The following is a 22,073-nucleotide window of genomic DNA, read 5'->3' on the forward strand; positions in this document are numbered from 1 at the left end:
CAGATAGATTTAACACCGATTTAGCGGCGGCTTGTCGAAGTTTTCCTGGCCGTTCACGCTGAACCGAACAGCCGGAATACGCCCGCGTGTCAGGCTCCCACTTGCAAATCTCACACATGGGAGACTGAAAATGGCTCACACGGAAACGCATGCCGGCATCAGCGCGCCGAAAGGAGAGTTGTTCAGGCCCAGGCCGAACGGCGTAACAATCATCGTCGCTGTTCTGAGGAAGTGGCAGCGGAGCGTCGCAAGACGGAAAGCATTGGCAGACCTGACGCCCGACCAGCTGAGGGACATCGGTTATCCCCGGGATGATATCGGCCATCCCGGAGTCAATCGACCCGTGCTCGAAATCAAGGCAGGGCTGATGACGAAGTTGATGTCGATGCGATAGTCGGAATGTTCGACTCCGCGGACGCGTCGGCTGTCGGTCGACAAGGAGAGGATCCAAGGCGCAAGCTTGGCACCAGATTGGATTGGCGGAAGGCAATCATTGATTCCCCATCCCAGGATGTAATGCCGATCGATTTTCAGCATGCACAGCCCCGTCAATGATTGGCGGGGCTTTTGCTGTCTGGCGGGCAGGTGGGGCTGCGGGTGTGGCGAGTCCGCTCTGTCTGGGCAGGAGCTGGCGATCTAGCATTCACCCTTCGCCATCGGCCGTCTGTTTTTCCGCCGCGGCGATTTCGACTATGATCGGACGCTGAAACGCTAGGGAGGGCACGGCATGATCGATCATATTACCATTGCAGTGAGTGACCTTGAGAAGAGCAAGCGGTTCTATGAACGCGCTCTCGAACCTCTGGGTTATCGCCTCTCCTTCGGCAAGGAGGCCGTGTTCTGGACCTTCGATGTCGGCGGCAGCCTGTTCGAGATCCAGCACACCGACGACAAGCCGCCTGTGACGCGTCTGCACGTTGCCTTCCGGGTCCAAAGCAGGGCGGAGGTCGAGGCGTTTTATCGCGCAGCGCTCGAAGCCGGCGCCCGGGACAATGGCGCGCCCGGCCCGCGGCCGTAATATGAAGAGAACTATTATGCCTGCTTCGTTCTCGATCCCGACGGATACAATATCGAAGCGATGCTCAATGAGCCGGCGCCGCAGGGGTGAGGCGCAGGCTCCGCCCAAGATCGCAATCGAGGGGAGGTAGATATGTCGAGTTTCAGGAACGCCGTCGTCTCTTTACCCGGCAAGGAGCGCGTGGCGAGGACGCCGTTTGGCGCGAGGATCGTCATCCATGCCACGGCCGCCGAGACCGGCGGCGCGTTCGGGATGTGGGAAACTTTCACGCCGCCCGGCCATGGTCCGGCCCCGCACACGCATACGCGGGAGACGGAAGTCTTTCGGGTCATCCGCGGGCTCTATCGATTCCAATGCGGCGACGAGGCGTTCGACGCGCCTGTGGGAACCGTCGTCGTTCTGCCGCCACATGTACCGCACAGCTGGCGAAACATAGGCGACGAACCCGGCCAGATGTTCGGCACGGTCACGCCAGGCGGCTGCGAGCAAATGTTCATCGATATCGAGGCTTGTGGTGCCGATACGCCTGAGAAAATCGCGGTGATCGAAGCGCGACTGGGGATCATCAACGACATCACCCTGGCCCTCGGATCGACAGGCCTGCAACCGCGCTGATTGATCATCAGGGTGTTGATCGGGTCTGTCTATTGTCGGCGCGGTCGCTTTCGCGGCACGGCACTCTCTCAAGAGTCCTGTCGCTTGGAAGTATCCGCATGTCCTAGCCGCACGGCGTCCATGTCACCGACGCGCGCATATGGTCTTGAGGAGGCACATTTGATGCTTACGATTGGGTCGATTGTCTGGGGTGTATGGGATGTTGCGCGCGCCATCGAATTCTGGTGCGCTGCCTTGAATTACAAACCTCTGCGAGAGCTTATCGGGCGCGACCTCCAACGCCCCTCATCCTGAGGTGCGCAGGCCAAAGGCCGGAGCCTCGAAGGACACGCTGCAGCGCTGCTCCTTGCATCGATGTTGCCGCCACACTGCGCACCCGCCTCGTCCTTCGAGGCCCCTGCGGGGCACCTCAGGATGAGGCTCTCTTGGGCGCTGGCGTGGCGGCGGCGGCAACTGGCAAGAAGCGGAACCTTTGCCGACCAGGTGAATGCTGTCGACTCGATGTCTGACGGATCTCACGTCCTACTCCCGCTTCATCGCCCGCCATACAGCCGGCGGAGTGGCGAGGGCGCGGTTGAAGGATGCTTGGAGGTAGCCGGCATCGTATCGCCGCGATCGGCTAAGCTGATGTGGCGAGCGCGGCGCTTGCGAGGTCGAGCCGCCAGTCCCTGATATAGCCGATCGGCGATGTCGAAAGCATCGCCTGGGGGCGTTCAGCGAGGGCGCTGCGCGACGGGCCGGAGGCAGCGGCGAGCTTCAGTAGCCGGCCGCTCCTGAGTTCCCCCTCAGCATCCTCATCCTGCCTTCGTCATCGGCGGTTGCTTCCATGTGCCGTCAAGCGCTTCCGGCTTCGGCCAATAGAGGCGCATCGCGATGAAGAAAGGGCCTTTCGGCGCCGGTAGCCAGTTCGGCTCCTTGTCCTTGCCGGGGGATTCGTTCTGGATGTAGAAAGTCAGCCCGCCGTCGGCATCTTTCACGAATTGCGGCAGCATCGGTGAATTCAAGAGGTAGCGGTCGATCGGGTTGGCGACGAGCAGGCTCTGGGGCAGCTCGTACATGGTGAGCGACCAGAAGGCATCGACCGGCGGCAGCTTGTCGGGGGCGAAATGGACCGTGTATTTGGCTGCGCCGTCGAGCTTCTTGCCTTCGGAATCGAGGGCATAGACGGGATACATCGCCTCCTCTTTGGAATTGCCGTAGATGCCGAGCACGGCGGCGGCCATCCGGTAGAGGTAATTGTTTTTCAGATAGGCGCGCGTACCGAACATGTCGCCCGAGGTCACTTCGCCCGCCTCGATGCGTTTGTGCAATGCCGCGAGATCGGCCCATGCGTCGGCCATTCCCTGTTCGATAGCGGTTTCGGTTGTGGGGGGAAGCGTGCCGGCGTCGAATGTCTTGCCCGCATCGATGCCGATCGTGGCGAAACGCTGGATTAGTTCGGTCTCGGAGGGATCGGTCGGGCAGAATTGCAGGATGAAATTGAGAATGTTGAAAAATTCGGGCGAGGTCTTCTGTTCGGCCGGTGTCAGTGGCTTGATGAAATCGATCGCAGGCGCGGCCTGAGGTGCCGGCTGGCCCAGGAATTTCGACAGCGGCTCCGCTTTGTACCCGGCCTGGATCTTCTTCACATTATCAAGGTCGCCGAGGTTGAAGAGCTGCGTCCTGTAGGCGGCAAGCGCCAGCTCTGTCTCCGACCGCATAACCTTGGTGATGCCCTTCGGCGTCTCGCCCTTCCAGTTCGGCCCGGCGATCAGGAAGCTGCCGCCATCATTGCCGGTGGCGCGGCTGCCGATATAATCGAAGTTGAAGGTATAGGCATCGATCAGCTGGATACTGAAATAACGGTCCTTCTCGATCGGCGGCACCGTCAGCACCATCGGCTCGGCGCGAAGGTCGAGGCCGAGCATCGAATAGGGGGTGTCCGAGTTCGGCGTCTGCACTGCCGTGTCGGCAGGCGTATAGACGCGCGGAATGTTGACGAGCTGGTTCCACGGGCCCTTGTATTCCGGGTTCGCGGTATCGACGAAATAGGCGTGCTGGATGCGATAGTTGTCGACCATTGGAAAGCCGTAGATATAGGCCTCCTTGGCGATCACGCGCGCCTCGTCCTCGACAACATCGGCCGCCCTGACCTTGAGCGGGCTCAGCCCCGCCAAACCTGCCGTGACAACCAGACCCTTGGTGAAGTCCCGCTTCGTGATATCCATGGAGGTTCTCCCATTCATCAAGGTTGATGGTACCAATGTCGACGGCGAATGGTGCGCAGTCGAGGCAGGAAAGCGCAAGTATGTTACAGTAAACTGCGGCGTAACTTGCGTGCGAATGGCAATCTGGCGCCGGAAGCCCGCCTGTTGCTTCACCGCCTTTACCTCTTCGAGCTTCCAGCTTTTGTCGAAATAGGCCTCCGTCGGGCTGTAGAAGCGGAAGATCGGGAACCAGCCCTTGCCGGGCACTATCCTGATCCAGTTTCCCTTCTCCTTCGACGTTTCGGGGCCGAATTCTACGTCGCGCATCTGTCGTACCTCTGACCATATGCGAAGACTGGGCCAGAAACGTCGGCCGAGCGGAAGTACGTTACGGCTACAGTGGGTAACAGCGGCCGTCTCAGGGCCGGTTTTCAGTCAAGGCGTGCGCACCGTAGGCTAATCCCGCGCCGTCGCGCGCCAGGCCGCCGGTGGGGTGCCGAAACTGCGGGAGAAAGCGCGGTTGAAGGCGGCTTCGGTGGCGTAGCCGGCGTCATAGGCGATCGACGCGATCGGCTGGCCTGAGGTGGCGAGCGCCACGCTTGCGAGGTAGAGCCGCCAGTCCCTGATATAGCGGATCGGCGAGGTCGAGAGCATCGTCTGGAAGCGGTCGGCCAGCGCGCTGCGCGACAGGCCGGCGGCGGCGGCCAGTTGTTCCAGCGACCAGTCACGTTTGGGATCGTCGTGAATGAGGGAGAGGCAGCGCGACAGCGCCGGGTCGGCGAGCGCTGCCAGCCAGCCGACCGAGCGCGGCTCGGCCATCATGATCCGATGGCGCAGGATCTCGATGAAGATGATTTCGGTCAGCCGCGGCAGCATCGAGACGCCGCCGGCGCGAGGCCTGTCGACCTCCTCGACCATCTGACGGATGGTGGCGCGCAGCCAGTCGCCGTCATTGGCGGCCCGGGTCCTCACATGGATCAGCCTGGGCAGCGCTTGACGCAGCGGCGCAAAGCTCAACCCGTCCCATTGCAGATAGCCACAGAGCAGCCGCACTCCTTGCGCCGCCTCGCCATAGCGCAGCACGGGAATCTCCCGCCATGGCTTCTGCGGCAGGTCGCGTGTCGGCAGTACCAGCATGCCGTCTCTGCCTGCGCCGAGCTGATGGCCGGTGCCGAAGGGGAAGACCAGTACGTCGCCGGCCTCCAGCTCGCTCTCTTCGCCTTCCGTCTTCAGCCAGCAGCGGCCCTCCACAACGATGTGAAACGGCATCGTGCCCGAGGCCTTGGCCGAAAGGCCCGCCAGCGACGGCGCGGCATCGGTCTGCCAGTCGCCCGTCGGCATGAAGCAGAATTGCAGCGACCCCGAAAGGCGGATCGTCGACAGCAGCGCCGACAGCACGTCGTCGCGCGCAACACCCGCAGCATCTGGATTTTCAGACAAGGCTTCACGCATTCCGGCCAAATACGCGCGCCGCGCGCCCTCCTATCATGAGCTCGTTCAAACCCACTGGAGGAGAATACTATGCAAACTCAAAGCGACAAACTGGTCGTGCTCGTGACCAAGGGCATCGAATCCGAACTGTCCTCCGTCGCCTTCACCATTGCCAATGGCGGCATCACTGCCGGGCTGAAGGTCTCGGTATTTCTCACCAGCACTGGGATCGACCTGGTGCGCAAGGGCGGCCAGCGCATGACGCATGTGCCGCCGCTCGATCCGCTCGCGAGCCTGATCGAGAATTTCCAGCAGCGCGGCGGGACGATCTGGGCTTGCCCGCCCTGCGTGACCTCTCGCGGTTATACGCAGGAAGACTTGCTCGACGGGATCGTCATCGTCGGCGCCAGCGCCATGCATGCCGAGATCAAGGAGGGTGCTGCGACGCTGTCGTTTTGACGAGGAGAGCCGGGTCCGGTGGGCGTTGAGGAGCGTCTTACGCCAGCATGCTCAAGTTTTCTTGATCTGCGGCATTCTTGCGCTCAGAAATATACTTGTGTGATTGGGTCGATATACATGCGATACTGCATGACGAGGGCGGCGCGAGGCTTTCGGGGGCTTTAATGACATGCGTGAAGGTCAATGAACTGCTATCGGTGGCGGGGCAGCCCGACGCCGCAGCCTTCGCCGCTTTCGCCGCAGACGGCTTTGCCGCCGTCATCAATGCCCGGCCTGATGGCGAGGAGCCGGATCAGCCGGGCAATGCTACGGAAAAGGCGGCGGCCGCTGCCGCCGGGCTTTCCTACGAGTTCGTGCCGGTGAAAGGCTCCGAGATTACCGAGGCCGATATCTTCGCCTTCCAGGCGGCGATGGCCGAGGCCAAGGGACCGGTCGTCGCGCATTGCAAGAGCGGCACGCGCGCGCTGACGCTCCATGCGCTGGGCGAGGTGCTGGACGGGCGGATGAAGCCCGGGGATGTCGAAGCCTTCGGTCAAAACCTCGGCTTCGATCTTGCCGGCGCGCGCCGCTGGCTGGAGAAGCGTGCAGGGCAGACGCCTCATGTGAAGGCCTTCTTCGAGCCCCGCACCTGCAGTGTGCAATATGTCGTTTCCGACCCGGCGACGAAACGCTGCGCCATCATCGATCCGGTGCTCGATTTCGACGAGATGTCGGGGGCGACGGGAACGGCCAATGCCGACGCCATCCTCGCTCACATCGAAAGCGAGGGGCTGACGGTCGAGTGGATCCTCGATACGCATCCGCATGCCGATCACTTCTCCGCCGCGCATTATCTGCATGAGAAGACCGGGGCACCGACGGCGATCGGCGCCCATGTCACCGACGTACAGACGCTCTGGAAGGAGATCTACAACTGGCCGGCGCTTAAAACCGACGGTTCGCAATGGGACCGGCTGTTTGCCGATGGCGACACCTTCGAGATCGGTGCGCTTAAAACCCGCGTGATGTTTTCGCCCGGGCACACACTCGCCTCGATCACCTATGTGGTCGGCGACGCCGCCTTCGTGCACGACACGGTGTTCACGCCGGATTCGGGCACCGCTCGCACGGATTTCCCGGGCGGCAGTGCGAGCGCCCTCTGGCACTCGATCCAGGCCATCCTGTCGCTACCCGAGGAGACCCGGCTCTTTTCCGGCCACGACTATCAGCCCGGCGCCCGGCACCCGCGCTGGGAAAGCACGGTGGCGGCGCAGAAGCGCGCCACCCCCCACATCGCAGGCATCGACGAGGCGGGCTTCGTGGCGCTGCGCCAGGCGCGCGACCGCACGCTGCCGAAGCCGAAGCTGATGCTGCACGCGCTGCAGGTCAATATCCGCGGCGGGAGGCTGCCCGAGCCGGAGGGGAATGGCCGGCGGTATTTGAAGATCCCGTTGGATGCGTTGTAGGGGCGGCCGGCGCCGGCAACCGCCGCATCGTTCAAAGCGCGTTTTCCATATCGGTCCTAGCGAAGTCATCCCCCACGAATAGCAGTCGGCACCCATGGTCCCTAGCGACTTCATAGGCAAAGCAGTCGCCGAAGTTCAGGCTTGCAGGGTGGGCGCCTTTGCCCCAGGTGCGGTAGGCTTCGGCGATGCGGCGGGCGGAGGCGGGGGTGACGGCGACGATTTCGAAGCCGAGGCCGTCGATCAGTTGTTCCATCTCATCGCCGACGTTGCGGCGGGCCGAGACGATCAAGGCTTCGGCGACCGTGCCGGCGGAGATCAGGAGATTTTCTTCGGCTTCGAGGACTGCAATCACGGCATCGGCTTGTGGTTCGCCAAGCACGATCGCCATCAGGGCGGAGGTGTCGACGGCGATCATTCAGGCAGGCCGTCATCGCCATAGAGGAAATCCTGGCTACGTGCGGCCGGCGGCCCGTCGGCGGCTTTGGCAATGGCGGAGGCGCGCACAGCTTCCATGAGCGTCCGACGGGATTTCCGATCGGGCGCTGCCCTCACCGGAACCAGTTTCACGGCGGCATGACCGTGCCGGGTGAGAATGACCTCGTCCCCGGCTTCGGCACGCCGGACCAACTCGGTCAATTGCCCCTTGGCATCCGTCACAGACACTCGCATCGTTCACCTCCCCAGAACCGGTGCAACTCGGTTTCTTCTGGAAAATTAGACCATTCACTGGACCGCATCAACGGATATTTTTCGGAGCTCATGGACAAGACCGACCGCCACGGCAGTTCGCGCACCGAACGGCGGCGTGGGGCCATGCGCGGGATATATTTATCCGCTGGTGGCGTGGCGCCTCCGCAATAATCATTGACGTCGGGCGGGCAGGCGACGTAACTGGGTGCGACGGTTCCCTGAAGATGCCTCCAAGGGGATTAATAGGGAACACGGTGAGGACGACCCAGCAGGGACCGAGACCGTGGCTGCCCCCGCAACTGTAAGCGGATTGTCGATCATCTCAAGTGGCCAGCGACTGGCCATCTCTGAAGGGCTCATGGCCCTGCCCACTGCGAAATATCGCGGGAAGGAGGATGAAACGACGGATATCCGCAAGCCAGGAGACCTGCCGTCAATCACGATCCAATCAACCGGGCGGGGATGCCCGGACAAGGAACAGATATGATTGACCTGCTGAACCTTCGCCGAATTCGGGCATGGATCCCGTCTCGATTGGGCCTCCTGCGGCTAGTGCACGCCTAAGCGTGCTTTCGGTCCGCGCACATGCGCGGAACAGCCGTGATTTTTCCCCTCATCGAGGTTTTCCATGCGCCAGATTCTCGCCACCATGACATTCGCCTTCGGGCTCGCCGGCCTTGCGGCACCAAGCCTTGCCGCGACCCGATATCCGTTGACCATCACCAATTGCGGCCAGCAGGTGACATTCCAGAAGGCGCCCCGCCAGGATCGTTTCAATCGGCCAGGGCATGACCGAAGTACTCTTCTCACTCGGCCTTGCCGACAAGATCACTGGTACGGCCGTCTGGGTCGGTCCTATCCTGCCGCAATATGCCGAGGCCAACAGCAAGATCAAACGTCTCGCCGACAATGATCCGAGCTTCGAATCCGTCGTCGGGCAGGAGCCGGACCTGGTGACGGCCGAGTTCGAATGGCATGTCGGCGCTCAGGGCTCGGTCGGCAAGCGGGAGCAGTTCAAGGATCTTGGGATCAATACCTATCTCGCGCCGGCCGATTGCGTCGCCAAGGTCAACACCGATGGCGGCGACGGCGTGCGTGGGGAACTGTTCACGATGGAGCTGATCTACCGAGAGATCGCCGAGCTGTCGGAGATTTTCGACGTAAAGGAGCGCGGCGATGCGCTGATTTCCGAGCTGAAGAAGCGCGAGGCGGATGCCGTCGCTTCGATATCGGGCGCCTCGGGCAAGAAGCTGCGCGTCGTCTTCTGGTTCTCCAGTAAGGAGGTCAATGGCGACGCCTTCATCGCCGGTAAAAACAGCGCGCCCGCCTATATCCTGAAGACGATCGGCGCGAAGAATGTCGTCACGACGGAAGAGGAGTGGCCGCTGGTCGGCTGGGAAACCATCGTCCAGGCGAACCCGGCAGTCATCGTGCTGGCGACGATGGACCGCCGCCGTTACGCGGCCGACGATCCGAAGGTCAAGGTCGATTTCCTCGAGAACGATCCTGTGACCAAGGAGCTCACCGCGGTCAAAAACAAGCACTTCGTGATGATGGACGCGCAGTCGATGAACCCGACGATCCGCACGATCGACGGCATCGAGACATTGGCGAACGGCATCAAGTCCTTCGGCCTGGCGCAATGAAGGCAGTGTCGGTTCGGCAACAGGGATGGTGGGCGCTTGCAGCGCTCACCATTTCAGCGTTTCTGCTTCTCGGGCTGATGGTCAGCCTTGCCGTTTCCATCGGCGAGATCGCAATCCCGCTTGCGACCACCGCGGAGGCGGTTTCGAACCGGCTGTTCGGAACGGATTTCGAGCTCAGCCGCATCCATCAGGGCATCGTCTGGGATTATCGTCTGAGCCGGGCGCTCGTCGCGGCCAGCGTCGGCGCGTCGCTCTCGCTGTCCGGCGCGATCCTGCAGGCGCTACTGCGCAATCCGCTGGCCGAACCCTATGTGCTCGGCATCTCCGCCGGCGCCTCGACGGGGGCCGTCTGCGTGATGATCCTCGGTTTCGGCTACGGTGTTCTCGGCCTGTCGAGCGGCGCCTTCATCGGTGCGGTCATTGCCTTTCTGCTGGTCGGCATCCTGGCGACGGGTACGGGGGGAACCGGCGAGCGCATCATCCTGTGCGGCATCGCCGGTTCGCAACTCTTCAATGCACTGACCTCCTATATCGTGACGACATCGGCGAATGCCGAGCAGGCGCGCGGCATCCTGTTCTGGCTGCTGGGTTCGCTCAGCGGCGTGCGTTGGCCCGATGTCTATTCTTCGGTGCCGGTCGCGCTTACCGGCTTCATCATCTGCATGGCCCATGTGCGGGCGCTCGACGCCTTCGCCTTCGGCACGGATGCGGCCGCCTCGCTCGGCATTTCCGTGCGCCGCGTCCAGATCGCTCTCTTCGGTACGACCGCGGCGATGACGGCAAGCGTCGTCAGTATGGTTGGCTCGATCGGCTTCGTCGGCCTCGTCATCCCCCATGCCGCCCGCTTCGTCGTCGGGCCAGCGCATAGGCGGCTGCTGCCGGCAACGGCGCTCGGCGGCGCGATCTACATGATCGGCGCCGATATCATTTCGCGCATCATCATCCCGCAGCAGATCCTGCCGATCGGGGTCGTCACCGCGCTCTTCGGCGCACCGGCTTTCGCCGTCATCCTCTATCGTTCATGAGCATCAGCATCAGCATCGACGAGGTGAGCTTTGCCACCGGCAATATCGTCATCGTCAATGGCGTCAGCCTGACGGTGGAAAAGGGCAAGGTGCTCGGCCTGCTCGGGCCGAACGGTTCCGGCAAATCGAGCCTTCTCAGATTGATCTGCCGGCTGCGCAGGGTTCGCAGCGGCATCATCCGGCTGGGTGACGACGACATTTCCTCGCTGCCGCGCGCCGTCCTTGCGCGTCGCGTCGCCTTCGTCGAGCAGCAGTCGACGACCGATGCGCAATTGACCGTACGCGACGTGGTGCGGCTCGGCCGCACGCCGCATCGCGGGCTGTTGTCGTCCTGGAGTGCCGGAGACGACGCCGCCGTCGACGAGGCCCTTTCGCGGGTGGGCATGCAGGAGAGGGCGGGCCAGCTCTGGCAGACGCTGTCGGGCGGCGAGCGCCAGCGCGTCCATATTGCGAGATCCTTGGCGCAGGCGCCGAGCGAACTGCTGCTCGACGAGCCGACCAACCATCTCGATATCCAGCATCAGCTCGACATTCTCTCGCTGATCTCTAAGCTCGGCATCACCTGTATCGTCGCGCTGCACGATCTCAACCTGGCGGCGATGTTCTGCGACAGGCTGGCGGTGCTTCAGAAGGGCGAGGTCGTTGCCTCCGGCGCGCCGGAGGAGGTGCTGACGGAGGATATGATCGGCCGAGTCTTCGGCGTTCGTGCCCATGTCCAGAAATCGGCCGTGCACGGCCGGCATCATATCCAGTACGTCATGGATTGACGGATGGCTGGGGATTCCGACCTCAAGGACGAGATTCTACTGGTCGAGACGGTCGGAGACCTTCGACCTCGCTTTCGGCCATAGGATAGCCAGGGGTCACGAGGCCGGCGCTGTCTTGGGCGGCCCCGCTCTCTTCAAGTATGCCGTCTTGCAAAGACCGCTGGCCATTTTCCGGCGACATTCACGAGTACAAAGATCTAAAGCGGCGGAAACCGCATTGTCTCCCGCAGCAGCTCGATGGCCTCTGAGACAGATGGCCCTTTGATCGGCGGCGGCTCTGCGCGTTCGCAGAACTCACGCCAGACAAACAGCGTCAGTTCCGCGCCATCCGTTGCGGTTTCCCCCGGTCCTGCTGCGAGATTCTCGAGCAGACGATAGCGAGCGTCCTTCCAAAATAACTCCTCCACCCAGTCATATATCGGGATCACATGAAAATGGATCGGGTAACCAGGCGTGTGCCCGTATCGGCCGATATAGACGCGCTGAGCATTCAACTCCTGTTTCAGGGCACTCTGAGCTCTTGCCAGCAATGGGCCGAATTCAGCCAAAGCATCTTCGGACAAATCCGATAGATCGTTGGTGTCGGTCTTGGAGCTGATTATGAGATAACCGGGAAGGGCGGAATTGATGCGGTGGTTCACCAGCCATCCTGCAGTCTCGGCGACATGCAAGTGCTGGGGAATCTCCACGGACTTACTCCTGATGCACCCTTTAGGGGCTTTGATGAATCCCGCAAGAGGTCGGTATCCCGGTGACGTCAGAAAGGACGCTGTAACACGTTGGATTGCTGCATCATTTTATTCTTAAATCGACTCCGATTTAAGGTATGGGTTGAGATAGCAGCCGGCAACGGTTATTTGGTGCCGACCTGCAAGCGGACTCTCCGCGAACGACAAGGCGCATAGCTCCGATGATCCCCGATTTCCTCGTCACCCATTCCGGTGGCTTTCATGCCGACGAATTGCTGTCGAGCGTCATCCTGACCCGGCTTTTCCCGCAGGCGCGTATCGTTCGCAGCCGGGCGCCGGAGTGGATCACGCCGGGCGAAGACCGGATCATCTATGATGTCGGCGGAGCCTATGATCCCGCTGCCGGGATATTCGATCACCACCAGCGCGGCGCTCCGCTGCGCGACGACAGTCAGCCCTACAGCTCGTTCGGCCTGATCTGGAAGCATTACGGCCGCGATTATCTCACAGCCTTCGGCCTTCCCGAAGCGCATGTGGAAGCGATGCATGGCTCTTTCGACACCAGCTTCGTGCTGCCGGTCGATCTGACCGACAATGGCGCGCTCAGCCCCTCGGGGCCGTTGGCCGGGTTGATGCTGCCAGCGCTGCTGGAGACCCTGAAACCGGTTTTCGACGAAGCGGACCCTGAGGCCGATAACCGCGCCTTTCATGCGGCCCTTGCCATTGCCCGCAGTTTCGTCGAGGCCAGGATCGCCCAGAGTGCCGCGAAATTGCGGGCCGAGGCAATCGTGCATCGGGCAATCGAGGCTTCGGGGCAGGGGCGTGTTCTGGAATTGCCGAGGGGCATGCCCTTCCGTCCCGCCATCGTCAAGGCCGGCGCCGATCACCTGCTGTTCGTCGTTCATCCGCGCGAAAAGGACTGGTGCGTGACCGGCATTCGCCGCGCCGAGGAGGGGTTCGATCTCCGGGCCGACCTGCCGGCGGCCTGGGCCGGGCTCACCAATGGCGCACTGGAGGCGGTTTGTGGCATCGAGGGTGCGAGCTTCTGCCACAACGGCCGCTTCATCGCCGCTGCCAGGACCCGCGACGCGGCGCTCGCCATGGCCGAGTTGGCGGTAAAAGAGGCGCTTTCGATCGGCGCGTAGTCAAATGGCGGCAGCTGAGGCTGGGCGAGGCCATATCCGGTCCTGGCGGCAGGTTGCTGATCCTGTTGCCGCCCAGCGGACGTTCGGCCTGCCTTTCCGTGATGAAGGCGGTTTGCCCGTCCTCGCTATCCAGCCTGCAATGTTGCCATCTTGGCGCCGAAGCCGATGAAGACCACGCCTGTCGCGGCTTTCAGCCAGCGCTGGAAGCGCTGGTTGCGCGCAGCTCTGGCGAGCCTCGCAAAGATCATGACCATCGAGCCGAACCAGATGACGTTGAGGCTGGCATGGACGGTGACCAGAAGGAAAGCCTCGCCGATCGCGGCCCGGCTATTGGCGTCGTGGTGGATGAACTGCGGGAAGACCGCGAGGTAGAAGATCGACACCTTCGGATTCAGGGCGTTGGTGAGGAACCCCTCGAGGAAGGCGCGGGGGAGATGCCTTACCTTACGGGAAGGGGCCACTGACGTTACGACAGCATAACCGCGCCAGGCGCCGACCAGCGCCTTGATACCGATCCAGCAGAGATAGGCGGCGCCCATCATCTTGACGACGAGGAAGGCCTGCGCCGACTGCGCCAGCAGCAGGGAGATGCCGCAGATCGACAGGGTGCCGTGCACATAGAAGGCGGCGGCGAAGCCGGCAATATTGGCGAAACCGGCGCCACGCCCCGAGGTCGGCACCGTCTTGGCGATGAGGACGCCGTTGGGGCCGGGGGAAATGATGAGCAACGCGGTGACGAAAGCAAAAGACAGAATTTCAGCAATCGACATTGCGCGCCTTTCCTGGGCCTGGTTTCGAGGGTGGCGTTGAAGCCGACGGTCAAGTATGTCGTCGCCGATACCGGCGTCAATATCCAATCTTCGAGGGTGGCGGACCCTCCTGAGAGGACTGGAACAGGCCCGGCCCGCGTCCAAATTGCGGAACCGATTGACTTGCACCCGCGAAGGACTAAGCTTTATGCCATAGCAACCACCACCCACACGCGAGAGATTGCGGAGGGTGCAAGTGGCTGGCGACCTTGAGGAGGATGGGGTTTGCCGTGGATTACCGTGTTGTTCTGCTGATCGCCACATCCGTCATTGCTCTTTCCCCTGCTGACGCCGGGGCGCAGGAGGGTGATGCGACGGCCGGTGCTGCCGTTTTCAAGAAATGCGTGACCTGTCATGTCGCTGATTCCGATACGAACAAGGTTGGCCCGTCGCTGAACAAGTTGTTCGGCCGAAAGGCCGGAACACATCCTGGTTTCGCCTATTCGACAGGCATGAAGGCGGCCGGCGACGGCGGTCTCGTCTGGGACGAGGCGACGTTGCGCGACTATCTGCACAATCCGAAAGCGAAGGTTAAGGGCACGAAGATGGCCTTCGTCGGTGTGAAGGACGAGCAGGAGATCACCAATCTCATCGCTTATCTCAAACAATATTCTCAGTGATGGGCATATTCTCAGTGACGGGCAATACTCCAAATGACGGGTTACGGCTGGTGGTGCATGCCTAAATTGCCGTAATTGCCGATATTTTCTATCTGTGCGATAATAAACACGGACTTTTTGCGGAATGCGGTTTCACGGGTCAACCTGCTCGAGGAGGAGCGGACATGGCTGTCGTGCTGATCCTCGTCCTGATTGTCGTCGGCTCCGTGCTGTTCCATGTGCTGAGCCCGTGGTGGTGGACGCCGATCGCGTCCAACTGGACCTATATCGACACCACCCTCGTCATCACCTTCTGGATCACGGGCATCGTCTTCGTGGCGGTGGTTTCGTTCATGGCCTATTGCGTCTTCCGTTTCCGGCACAAGCCGGGCAACCGAGCACATTACGAGCCCGAAAACCGTAGGCTGGAATTGCTGCTGGGAGGGGGAACGGCGGTCGGCGTTGCGGCGATGCTGGCGCCCGGCCTCATCGTGTGGAACCAGTTCATCACGGTGCCTGCCGATGCCGCATCGGTCGAGGTCGTCAGCCAGCAGTGGCTGTGGAGTTTCCGGCTGCCGGGAGCCGACGGAAAGCTCGGCCGCGCCGAGACGCGCGACGTCACCCCCGAAAACCCGCTCGGCCTTGATAAAAACGACGCAAGCGGCCTTGACGACGTCATCATCGAGGGCGGCGAGCTACATCTGCCGATCGGCAAGCCGGTGCACATATTGCTGCGCTCGGTCGATGTGCTCCATGATTTCTACGTGCCGGAATTCCGCGCCAAGATGGACATGATACCCGGCATGATCACCTATTTCTGGTTCACGCCGACGCGGACAGGGACCTTCGACATCCTCTGCGCCGAACTCTGTGGCGTTGGCCATGGGCAAATGCGCGGCACCGTCGTCGTCGACGAGGATGCGGACTACCAGACCTGGCTCGGGCAGCAGCAGACATTCACCCAGCTTACGGCGTCATCGGGAGAGATGCCGCCGGCAAACTGAACCCCGCAGCGGTCGCAGACCGCTGGGAGACGAAGGGGAGAGAGATCATGGTCGAGATTCCATCCGACAGCGCAGACGCCATCCCCTCAGCCGAAGTCGAGGATGTCGAGCTTTATCATCCGCACAGCTGGTGGACGAAATATGTGTTCAGCCAGGACGCCAAGATCATAGCCGTGCAATATTCGCTAACGGCCATCGCAATCGGCCTGGTGGCGCTGGTGCTCTCCTGGCTGATGCGGATTCAGCTCGCCTTTCCCGGATATTTCTCCTTCATCGATGCCGATCACTATTACCAGTTCATCACCATGCACGGCATGATCATGGTGATCTATCTCCTGACCGCGCTCTTCCTCGGCGGCTTCGGTAATTACCTCATTCCGCTGATGGTCGGCGCGCGCGATATGGTGTTTCCTTACGCCAACATGCTGAGCTATTGGATTTATCTGCTCGCAGTGTTGATCCTCGCCGCGGGCTTCTTCGCCCCCGGCGGCCCGACGGGGGCCGGTTGGACGCTCTATCCGCCACAGGCCGTTCTCTCCGGCACGCCGGGCGGCAAGGACTGGGGCATCCTGCTCATGCTCACCTCGCTGATCGTCTTCATCATCGGCTTCACCATGGGCGGACTGAACTATGTGGTGACAGTGCTGCAGGGGCGCGCGCGCGGCATGACACTGATGCGCATGCCGCTCACCGTCTGGGGCATTTTCACCGCGACCGTGATGGCGCTCTTGGCCTTTCCCGCCCTCTTCGTCGCCTGCGTCATGATGATGTTCGATCGCCTGCTGGGCACGAGCTTCTTCATGCCTGCCATCATCGAAATGGGCACGCAGCTGCAGCACGGCGGCGGCAGCCCGATCCTCTTCCAGCACCTCTTCTGGTTCTTCGGTCATCCGGAGGTCTATATTGTCGCGCTGCCGGCCTTCGGCATCGTTTCGGACCTTATCAGCACGCATGCGCGCAAGAACATCTTCGGCTACCGCATGATGGTCTGGGCGATCGTCATCATCGGCGCGCTCAGCTTCGTCGTCTGGGCGCACCACATGTATGTCAGCGGCATGAACCCGGCCTTCGGCTTCTTCTTCGCCACGACGACGCTGATTATCGCCGTGCCGACAGCGATCAAGGTCTACAACTGGGTGCTGACGCTGTGGCGCGGCGACATCCACCTGACCCTGCCGATGCTCTTTGCGCTCGCCTTCATCGTCACCTTCGTCAATGGCGGGCTGACGGGCCTGTTCCTCGGCAACGTCGTCGTCGACGTGCCGCTGTCGGACACGATGTTCGTCGTCGCGCATTTCCACATGGTCATGGGCGTGGCGCCAATCCTCGTCATCTTCGGGGCGATCTATCACTGGTATCCGAAGGTGACGGGACGCATGCTGAACGACGTGCTCGGCCATATCCACTTCTGGATCACCTTCCTCGGCACCTATGCGATCTTCTTTCCGATGCACTATCTCGGCCTGCTCGGCGTGCCACGCCGCTATTTCGAGATGGGAGAGACGGCCTTCGTTCCGCCTTCGGCCGATACGCTGAATATCTTCATCACCGTCATGGCGCTGATCGTCGGGGCCGGACAGATGGTCTTCCTGTTCAATCTGGTCTGGAGCCTTTTCCGGGGCAGGGAGTCCGGCGGCAATCCGTGGCGGGCGACGACGCTCGAATGGCAGACGCCACAGACGCCGCCCGCCCACGGCAACTGGGGCAAGGATCTGCCTGTCGTCTACCGCTGGGCCTATGACTACAGCGTGCCCGGGGCGGCAGAAGACTTCATTCCGCAGACGGTGCCGTCAGGCGGCGTTACAAGAGAGGTCCACGCATGAACGTCATGCTGATTTTCCTTGCCGCAGTCGCCGCTATTATCTTCTGGTGGCTTTCCGGGCAGCGGTTGACCTCGAAGCCCTGGCTCGAAACCGGGTCGGTGCAGTTGCCGGGTCATGACGGTGCCGAGCGGCAAAGGCTGCCGGCGCCGGCGGTCAAAATCGGGCTCTTCGTGTTTCTCGGCGTCGTCGGCGCCGTCTTCAGCCTTGCCGTCAGCGCCTATTTCATGCGCATGGCGTCGACCGACTGGTGGGCGACGCCTGTTCCCCGGCTGCTCTGGGTGAACACTGCGGCACTGGCCTTAAGCAGCGCGGCGCTGCAATGGGCGAAAAGAGAAGCAGGGCATGGTCGCATGGAGGTGCTGCGACCGGCGCTTGCTGCAGGGCTTGCACTTGCCATCTTCTTCCTCGTCGGACAGATCCAGGCATGGCGGGAGCTGACGGCGGCCGGGTACGTGCTGGCCGATAACCCTTCCAACAGCTTCTTCTATATGCTCACCGGTCTGCACGGCCTGCATATCCTCGGCGGGCTTGCGGTGCTCGCGCACACGACGGTCAGGGCATTTTCAACGGATGTGGCGCCGGACAGGCTGCGCCTCAGCGTCGATCTTTCCGCCATCTACTCGCATTTCATGCTCGCCGTCTGGCTGTTGCTCTTCGCGCTCTTTGCCGGATGGGCGAATGATTTCGTCGATCTCTGCCGCACACTTCTGAATTAGGAGATTTGCAGATGGCACATCCTGTCCAGACACACAGCGAGCCAGGCCTCAGCCCGGCCGGCCTGCGTGGTGTCGCCGCCGATTTCAGCTCGGATCAGCGCGCCTTCAAGACCGCCTCCTGGGGCAAGGCGATGATGTGGATCTTTCTGTTGAGCGACACCTTCGTCTTCGGCTGTTTCCTGATCGCTTATATGACCGCCCGCATGTCGACGCCCGTTCCATGGCCCAATCCGAGCGAGGTCTTCGCGCTGCATATCGGCGGCCAGGACGTTCCGCTGATCCTGATCGCGATCATGACTTTCGTGCTGATCTCGAGCAGCGGCACCATGGCGATGGCGGTCAATTTCGGTTATCGCCGCGACCGCCGCATGACGGCGATGCTGATGCTGCTCACGGCCCTCCTCGGCGCAGGCTTCGTCGGCATGCAGGCCTTCGAATGGACGAAGCTGATCACCGAAGGCGTGCGCCCCTGGGAGAACCCATGGGGGGCGGCACAGTTCGGATCGACCTTCTTCATGATCACCGGTTTCCACGGCACCCACGTCACGATCGGCGTCATCTTCCTGCTCATCGTTGCCCGCAAGGTCTGGCGCGGCGATTTCGACGTGGAACGACGCGGCTTCTTCACCAGTCGGAAAGGCCGCTACGAGGCCGTCGAAATCATGGGCCTCTATTGGCACTTCGTCGACCTGGTCTGGGTCTTCATCTTTGCGTTTTTTTATCTGTGGTGAGGTCGTCATGAGCGAGACAACGGCGCATGCGCAAAGCCAAACGGTGCATGCACAAACACACACCGGACAGCAGCACCCGATCCGGCTCTATCTCTTCGTCTGGGGCCTGCTCTTCGTGCTCAGCGCCTTATCCTACATGGTCGATTATCTCGGCATCCAAGGTTATCTCAGGTGGACGCTGATCCTCGTGTTCATGATGCTGAAGGCCGGGCTGATCGTCGCCGTCTTCATGCACATGGCCTGGGAACGGCTGGCGCTCGTCTACGCCATCCTGTTGCCGCCGCTGCTGGTGCTGGTTTTCGTGGCGCTGATGGTATCGGAAGCAGACTACACGATCTTCACCCGGCTGGCATTCTTTGGTGCGGCGCCGTAGAGCAGCAATCGAACGGTCTCCGCTGCCGGTCCGATCGTCCATTTACCTGATTTTTACATCTCCATTCAATCTGTCGAAGGTGGGTAGTTCCCCCTTCTTTTCCCAGGATCGCAGCGCACGCCATAGCACGGTGTTGTCTGCATAACCCAGCACACGCGCAATCTCGGACATCGGTGCGGCATGTCGGTCGCCGAGATAGTGGGCGGCGAGTGTCTGGCGGTGCTGGCGAACGAGATCGCGAAGCGACACGCCTTCCTCCGACAGCCGGCGCTGCAGGCTTCGCGGCGACATCTTCAGTTCGGCGGCAAGCGTTGCGACCGTGACCGGTTTGCGGCCGAGATAGATGCTGATCAGAGCCTGGACCTTTTCCGTGACGATATCGCCGGCTGCTGGCTCGTTGACCAGATCGCCGATATGCCGCTCCAGGATTTCGACCAGGCTTTTGTCTTCCGCACGGTGCACACGGTCAGCCTCCGCCTTGTTCATGACGATCCGGTTGCCGGATTGGCCGAACAGGATGGGCGCGCCACAGATGCGTTCCAGCACGCCGGCGTCGCGCGGGGCGTGATGCTCGAGCTGTATTTCGATCGGCCGCCAGCCACGGCGGAAGCACGAACGGACGAGCTGACAGGAGGCCGCAATCGTGAATTCGCTGTCCTGCCGGCGCGGCCACATGCTGGGATCGACGATCCGGTAGCTCCAGACAAAATCGCCATTCTCCTCGAACACGCCGGAACTGGTCGCGCCTTGCACCGCGTTGACATATTTCGACAGCCGCTCGAAAGCGCTGCGAATGGTCGGCGAGAGTGCGAAGAGCATGCCGATGGGGCCGATGTCGGCGGGCTTGAAGCCGGTGCCCATGCGAGCTCCCAGTGCCGGTTCGCCGGTTATCGTCGCGGCGTCCTCGAACAGCGCGACATAACGCGCCATCGGCAGGACAGCGTAGGGATCTTCCAATTGCGAGCGCAGAATGCCGTGCGAAGCCAGAAGAAGGTCGGTTTTCCCGGATCTTTTATCGATTTGTTGTACCAGCGGGATCAAGACGGAGGCTCGAATTGAAGCAACTGCGGGCATGCGGCTGATCAAATGCGATGCAACTGCCATTTTCAGCGTCTCCGGCGACCTTCGTGGCGCGAATTATCGATTCATTGGCATAAACTGCAATTTCGGGGCCAGATCGCCGCGCTTACCTTCCTGGCAACAAACAAGCAAAGAGGGGTTCTCCATGACACTGGAAGCAAGCATGGCCGCACCATCATCGCCGGAGCGTCGTCTGGCCAGGGACTCGGTGGGCCTCGTCCACATCGTGTTCTTCGTCGTTGCCGCGGCCGCGCCACTCACGGCTGTCGTCGGCGCTTCGCCGGCCGCCTTCGCCTTTGGCAATGGCGCCGGCGTCCCCGGCGCTTTCGTGCTCGCCGGCCTGCTCTACCTTCTCTTCTCGGTCGGCTTCACCGCCATGAGCCGGCATGTGGGCGGGGCAGGAGCCTTCTACACCTATATCACCCATGGCATCGGCAAGCCGGCTGGCGTGGGTGGCGCCTTCATGGCGCTGGTCACGTATAGCGCGGTTCAGATCGCCATCTATGGTCTGTTCGGTTTCTTCATGGCCAATGCCATAGCGCCGCTCGGGCTGGTCCTGCCCTGGTGGATCTGGGCCTTCGCGGCGCTGGTCGTCGTGCTGGTCTGCGGTCAACGCAACATCGCCTTCTCAGGCGCGATCCTCGGCGTCTGCATGATTGCCGAAATTGCCATATTGCTGGTTCTGGATCTTGCCATCGTCTTTTCTGGCGGCGGACCGGAAGGTATCAGCTTCTCCTCCTTTGCGCCATCGTCGGTGTTTGCGCCCGGTCTCGGCGTGGCGCTGGTCTTCGTCATCGGTTCCTTCATCGGCTTCGAAGCGACGGCCATTTTCGGCGAGGAAGCCGAAGATCCGGAAAAGACCATTCCCCGCGCCACCTATGTTGCCGTGCTGCTCATCACCCTCTTCTATGCCTTCTCCACCTGGGCAATCGTGCAATTCTATGGTCCGGGCAAGGTGCAGGCCTCTGCTGCTGCCAGCCTCGACAGCTTCTACTTCACTGCCGCCAATTCCGTGCTTGGTCCATGGTCGAGCCAGGTGATGAACGTGCTGCTGATCACCAGCCTGTTTGCCTGCATCCTGTCCTTCCACAATACGCTCAATCGCTATTTCTTCGCTCTTGGCCGTGAAGGTCTGGCAGCCAAGGTGCTTGGCAATGTTCACGCCAAACATGGCTCCCCCTATGCTGCAGGTCTTCTGCAAAGTCTGGTCGCGGCCGTCGTCCTTGCCCTGTTCGTGATCTTCGGTGCCGATCCCTACACTGTCGTGTTCTCGTGGATGGCGGCGCTCGCAGGTATCGGTATCCTGCTGGTGCAGGTGCTGGTCTCTGTCGCGATCATCATGTTCTTTCGCAAGACGCCGAACAGCTACAGCGCCTGGACCACGATGACCGCTCCGACGCTGGCGCTGCTCGGTCTCATGGGTTCGCTGGTGCTGGTCAGTTCCAATCTTTCACTCCTTTCCGGCAGCGAAAGCCCGATCGTCAAGGCTTTCCCCTATGCCATGGTGCTGGTGGGCATTTTCGGCGCGCTGTTTGCGATCCGGGTCAAGAGATCCAAACCCGCTCTCTACGCCTCGCTTGGAAAGGTCTTCGAATGAGTGCCGTTGCTGAATTTGCACCCGTCGATCGCCTTATGGTTCTCGCGGTCGCGATACTTGCCGGCGCAACATTGCTGGTTGCCGTCGAGGCACACGCCTTCTGCTCTCTGTTCTGCATTCATGCAGACCAGATGATGATCGAGACGCAGATCTGCTCCGGTTGATCCTGATCGCCGCAGCTTGCGACGCGCCATGCTGCGTCGTCTCTTCCAAAAACAAGAGGTA

General features: G+C 61.6%; 22 protein-coding genes, 4 pseudogenes and 1 riboswitch. Of the genes and pseudogenes, 18 read left to right on the forward strand and 8 right to left on the reverse strand.

The genetic code is table 11. The features are described 5' to 3' along the window. Window positions 1-130 precede the first annotated feature (130 nt). The 3 genes and pseudogenes from G9X64_RS16330 (at window position 131) to G9X64_RS16340 (ending at window position 1,633) form a co-directional block, all read left to right on the forward strand. Complete coding sequence (locus G9X64_RS16330) at window positions 131-394, forward strand: DUF1127 domain-containing protein (RefSeq protein ID WP_171376948.1); 264 nt, start codon at window positions 131-133, stop codon at window positions 392-394. A 333-nt stretch (window positions 395-727) separates the two neighbouring features. Further along, window positions 728-1,108: pseudogene (locus G9X64_RS16335) on the forward strand (VOC family protein). Between the two features lie 42 nt (window positions 1,109-1,150). Continuing rightward, window positions 1,151-1,633, forward strand: a complete 483-nt coding sequence (locus tag G9X64_RS16340; RefSeq protein ID WP_171376949.1) for a cupin domain-containing protein — start codon at window positions 1,151-1,153, stop codon at window positions 1,631-1,633. Between the two features lie 522 nt (window positions 1,634-2,155). On the opposite strand, the pseudogene G9X64_RS36595 reads toward G9X64_RS16340, so the two are convergent. The 3 genes and pseudogenes from G9X64_RS36595 to G9X64_RS16350 form a co-directional block, all read right to left on the reverse strand. Next, window positions 2,156-2,408: pseudogene (locus tag G9X64_RS36595) on the reverse strand (helix-turn-helix transcriptional regulator); the annotation flags it as partial. A gap of 19 nt (window positions 2,409-2,427) precedes the next feature. Further along, a complete protein-coding gene (locus G9X64_RS16345; RefSeq protein WP_376766400.1) occupies window positions 2,428-4,146 on the reverse strand; it encodes a DUF1254 domain-containing protein in 1,719 nt (572 codons plus the stop codon). 129 nt (window positions 4,147-4,275) lie between these two features. Further along, entirely contained in the window at window positions 4,276-5,271 is a 996-nt protein-coding gene (locus G9X64_RS16350; RefSeq protein ID WP_171377003.1) for an AraC family transcriptional regulator, read from the reverse strand. A 69-nt stretch (window positions 5,272-5,340) separates the two neighbouring features. Here G9X64_RS16350 and G9X64_RS16355 point away from each other — a divergent pair, with 69 nt between their 5' ends. Together G9X64_RS16355 and blh are read left to right on the forward strand one after the other, a co-directional pair. Further along, window positions 5,341-5,709, forward strand: coding sequence for a DsrE family protein (locus G9X64_RS16355; protein ID WP_129420144.1), 369 nt, complete (start codon window positions 5,341-5,343; stop codon window positions 5,707-5,709). A 164-nt stretch (window positions 5,710-5,873) separates the two neighbouring features. Next, entirely contained in the window at window positions 5,874-7,154 is a 1,281-nt protein-coding gene (gene blh, locus G9X64_RS16360) for a bifunctional sulfur transferase/dioxygenase Blh (RefSeq protein ID WP_171376950.1), read from the forward strand. Between the two features lie 31 nt (window positions 7,155-7,185). On the opposite strand, the gene G9X64_RS16365 is transcribed toward blh, so the two are convergent. Next, complete coding sequence (locus tag G9X64_RS16365) at window positions 7,186-7,569, reverse strand: type II toxin-antitoxin system VapC family toxin (protein ID WP_168313911.1); 384 nt, start codon at window positions 7,567-7,569, stop codon at window positions 7,186-7,188. Further along, window positions 7,566-7,823 (reverse strand): type II toxin-antitoxin system Phd/YefM family antitoxin, encoded by a 258-nt coding sequence (locus tag G9X64_RS16370; protein ID WP_168313910.1) that lies wholly within the window; start codon window positions 7,821-7,823, stop codon window positions 7,566-7,568. Before G9X64_RS16370 ends, G9X64_RS16365 begins: the two co-directional genes overlap by 4 nt. A gap of 215 nt (window positions 7,824-8,038) precedes the next feature. Next, window positions 8,039-8,293, forward strand: a riboswitch (cobalamin riboswitch). Window positions 8,294-8,472: 179 nt separating this feature from the next. Between G9X64_RS16370 and G9X64_RS16375 the strand changes: the two are divergent. The 4 genes and pseudogenes from G9X64_RS16375 to G9X64_RS37295 all read left to right on the forward strand — a co-directional run. Continuing rightward, a pseudogene (locus G9X64_RS16375) lies at window positions 8,473-9,490 on the forward strand (ABC transporter substrate-binding protein). Then, the gene (locus tag G9X64_RS16380; protein WP_171376951.1) at window positions 9,487-10,515 is read left to right on the forward strand and encodes a FecCD family ABC transporter permease; all 1,029 of its coding nucleotides are present in this window, start codon (window positions 9,487-9,489) and stop codon (window positions 10,513-10,515) included. The pseudogene G9X64_RS16375 and the gene G9X64_RS16380 overlap by 4 nt, the downstream one beginning before the upstream one ends. A 2-nt stretch (window positions 10,516-10,517) precedes the next feature. Further along, window positions 10,518-11,282 (forward strand): ABC transporter ATP-binding protein, encoded by a 765-nt coding sequence (locus G9X64_RS16385; RefSeq protein WP_171377004.1) that lies wholly within the window; start codon window positions 10,518-10,520, stop codon window positions 11,280-11,282. After that, window positions 11,278-11,394, forward strand: a pseudogene (locus tag G9X64_RS37295) (SAM-dependent methyltransferase); the annotation flags it as partial. The gene G9X64_RS16385 and the pseudogene G9X64_RS37295, both read left to right, overlap by 5 nt. An 85-nt stretch (window positions 11,395-11,479) precedes the next feature. Here G9X64_RS37295 and G9X64_RS16390 read toward each other — a convergent pair. Continuing rightward, a complete protein-coding gene (locus G9X64_RS16390; protein ID WP_171376952.1) occupies window positions 11,480-11,971 on the reverse strand; it encodes an HIT family protein in 492 nt (163 codons plus the stop codon). 221 nt (window positions 11,972-12,192) lie between these two features. On the opposite strand from G9X64_RS16390, the gene G9X64_RS16395 reads away from it, so the two are divergent. Beyond that, complete coding sequence (locus tag G9X64_RS16395) at window positions 12,193-13,116, forward strand: MYG1 family protein (protein ID WP_171376953.1); 924 nt, start codon at window positions 12,193-12,195, stop codon at window positions 13,114-13,116. A 125-nt stretch (window positions 13,117-13,241) separates the two neighbouring features. On the opposite strand, the gene G9X64_RS16400 is transcribed toward G9X64_RS16395, so the two are convergent. Continuing rightward, window positions 13,242-13,886, reverse strand: coding sequence for a LysE family translocator (locus tag G9X64_RS16400; protein WP_171376954.1), 645 nt, complete (start codon window positions 13,884-13,886; stop codon window positions 13,242-13,244). 257 nt (window positions 13,887-14,143) lie between these two features. Here G9X64_RS16400 and G9X64_RS16405 point away from each other — a divergent pair, with 257 nt between their 5' ends. From G9X64_RS16405 to G9X64_RS16430, 6 genes are all read left to right on the forward strand, one after another. Continuing rightward, window positions 14,144-14,545, forward strand: a complete 402-nt coding sequence (locus G9X64_RS16405; RefSeq protein ID WP_168313138.1) for a c-type cytochrome — start codon at window positions 14,144-14,146, stop codon at window positions 14,543-14,545. A 164-nt stretch (window positions 14,546-14,709) separates the two neighbouring features. Then, window positions 14,710-15,528, forward strand: a complete 819-nt coding sequence (locus tag G9X64_RS16410; protein WP_168313137.1) for a cytochrome c oxidase subunit II — start codon at window positions 14,710-14,712, stop codon at window positions 15,526-15,528. A 47-nt stretch (window positions 15,529-15,575) separates the two neighbouring features. Beyond that, window positions 15,576-17,351 (forward strand): cytochrome c oxidase subunit I, encoded by a 1,776-nt coding sequence (gene ctaD, locus G9X64_RS16415; RefSeq protein WP_171376956.1) that lies wholly within the window; start codon window positions 15,576-15,578, stop codon window positions 17,349-17,351. Further along, window positions 17,348-18,067, forward strand: a complete 720-nt coding sequence (locus tag G9X64_RS16420) for a cytochrome c oxidase subunit 3 (RefSeq protein WP_171376957.1) — start codon at window positions 17,348-17,350, stop codon at window positions 18,065-18,067. Before ctaD ends, G9X64_RS16420 begins: the two co-directional genes overlap by 4 nt. 11 nt (window positions 18,068-18,078) lie before the next feature. Beyond that, window positions 18,079-18,798 carry a heme-copper oxidase subunit III family protein gene (locus G9X64_RS16425; RefSeq protein ID WP_171376958.1) on the forward strand — a complete coding sequence of 240 codons (720 nt, stop codon included), beginning with the start codon at window positions 18,079-18,081 and terminating at the stop codon, window positions 18,796-18,798. Between the two features lie 7 nt (window positions 18,799-18,805). Beyond that, window positions 18,806-19,171, forward strand: coding sequence for a cytochrome C oxidase subunit IV family protein (locus G9X64_RS16430; protein ID WP_168313133.1), 366 nt, complete (start codon window positions 18,806-18,808; stop codon window positions 19,169-19,171). A 42-nt stretch (window positions 19,172-19,213) separates the two neighbouring features. Here G9X64_RS16430 and G9X64_RS16435 read toward each other — a convergent pair whose 3' ends face one another. Further along, the gene (locus G9X64_RS16435; protein WP_168313132.1) at window positions 19,214-20,275 is read right to left on the reverse strand and encodes an AraC family transcriptional regulator; all 1,062 of its coding nucleotides are present in this window, start codon (window positions 20,273-20,275) and stop codon (window positions 19,214-19,216) included. Between the two features lie 121 nt (window positions 20,276-20,396). Here G9X64_RS16435 and G9X64_RS16440 point away from each other — a divergent pair, with 121 nt between their 5' ends. Both G9X64_RS16440 and G9X64_RS16445 read left to right on the forward strand, forming a co-directional pair. Then, a complete protein-coding gene (locus G9X64_RS16440; RefSeq protein WP_171376959.1) occupies window positions 20,397-21,848 on the forward strand; it encodes an APC family permease in 1,452 nt (483 codons plus the stop codon). Further along, complete coding sequence (locus tag G9X64_RS16445; protein WP_168313130.1) at window positions 21,845-22,012, forward strand: hypothetical protein; 168 nt, start codon at window positions 21,845-21,847, stop codon at window positions 22,010-22,012. The genes G9X64_RS16440 and G9X64_RS16445 overlap by 4 nt, the downstream gene beginning before the upstream one ends. Window positions 22,013-22,073 lie beyond the last annotated feature (61 nt).

The organism is Rhizobium sophorae (genome assembly GCF_013087515.1).
GTDB lineage: Bacteria > Pseudomonadota > Alphaproteobacteria > Rhizobiales > Rhizobiaceae > Rhizobium > Rhizobium sophorae.

What these genes read in the sequence shown, in the direction of transcription:
- G9X64_RS16330 (WP_171376948.1), top strand. Translation starts at nt 131, where the DNA reads ATGGCTCACACGGAAACGCATGCCGGCATCAGCGCGCCGAAAGGAGAG.
- G9X64_RS16340 (WP_171376949.1), top strand. Translation starts at nt 1,151, where the DNA reads ATGTCGAGTTTCAGGAACGCCGTCGTCTCTTTACCCGGCAAGGAGCGC.
- G9X64_RS16345 (WP_376766400.1), bottom strand. Translation starts at nt 4,146, where the DNA reads ATGCGCGACGTAGAATTCGGCCCCGAAACGTCGAAGGAGAAGGGAAAC.
- G9X64_RS16350 (WP_171377003.1), bottom strand. Translation starts at nt 5,271, where the DNA reads ATGCGTGAAGCCTTGTCTGAAAATCCAGATGCTGCGGGTGTTGCGCGC.
- G9X64_RS16355 (WP_129420144.1), top strand. Translation starts at nt 5,341, where the DNA reads ATGCAAACTCAAAGCGACAAACTGGTCGTGCTCGTGACCAAGGGCATC.
- blh (WP_171376950.1), top strand. Translation starts at nt 5,874, where the DNA reads ATGACATGCGTGAAGGTCAATGAACTGCTATCGGTGGCGGGGCAGCCC.
- G9X64_RS16365 (WP_168313911.1), bottom strand. Translation starts at nt 7,569, where the DNA reads ATGATCGCCGTCGACACCTCCGCCCTGATGGCGATCGTGCTTGGCGAA.
- G9X64_RS16370 (WP_168313910.1), bottom strand. Translation starts at nt 7,823, where the DNA reads ATGCGAGTGTCTGTGACGGATGCCAAGGGGCAATTGACCGAGTTGGTC.
- G9X64_RS16380 (WP_171376951.1), top strand. Translation starts at nt 9,487, where the DNA reads ATGAAGGCAGTGTCGGTTCGGCAACAGGGATGGTGGGCGCTTGCAGCG.
- G9X64_RS16395 (WP_171376953.1), top strand. Translation starts at nt 12,193, where the DNA reads ATGATCCCCGATTTCCTCGTCACCCATTCCGGTGGCTTTCATGCCGAC.
- G9X64_RS16400 (WP_171376954.1), bottom strand. Translation starts at nt 13,886, where the DNA reads ATGTCGATTGCTGAAATTCTGTCTTTTGCTTTCGTCACCGCGTTGCTC.
- G9X64_RS16405 (WP_168313138.1), top strand. Translation starts at nt 14,144, where the DNA reads ATGGGGTTTGCCGTGGATTACCGTGTTGTTCTGCTGATCGCCACATCC.
- G9X64_RS16410 (WP_168313137.1), top strand. Translation starts at nt 14,710, where the DNA reads ATGGCTGTCGTGCTGATCCTCGTCCTGATTGTCGTCGGCTCCGTGCTG.
- ctaD (WP_171376956.1), top strand. Translation starts at nt 15,576, where the DNA reads ATGGTCGAGATTCCATCCGACAGCGCAGACGCCATCCCCTCAGCCGAA.
- G9X64_RS16420 (WP_171376957.1), top strand. Translation starts at nt 17,348, where the DNA reads ATGAACGTCATGCTGATTTTCCTTGCCGCAGTCGCCGCTATTATCTTC.
- G9X64_RS16425 (WP_171376958.1), top strand. Translation starts at nt 18,079, where the DNA reads ATGGCACATCCTGTCCAGACACACAGCGAGCCAGGCCTCAGCCCGGCC.
- G9X64_RS16430 (WP_168313133.1), top strand. Translation starts at nt 18,806, where the DNA reads ATGAGCGAGACAACGGCGCATGCGCAAAGCCAAACGGTGCATGCACAA.
- G9X64_RS16435 (WP_168313132.1), bottom strand. Translation starts at nt 20,275, where the DNA reads ATGGCAGTTGCATCGCATTTGATCAGCCGCATGCCCGCAGTTGCTTCA.
- G9X64_RS16440 (WP_171376959.1), top strand. Translation starts at nt 20,397, where the DNA reads ATGACACTGGAAGCAAGCATGGCCGCACCATCATCGCCGGAGCGTCGT.
- G9X64_RS16445 (WP_168313130.1), top strand. Translation starts at nt 21,845, where the DNA reads ATGAGTGCCGTTGCTGAATTTGCACCCGTCGATCGCCTTATGGTTCTC.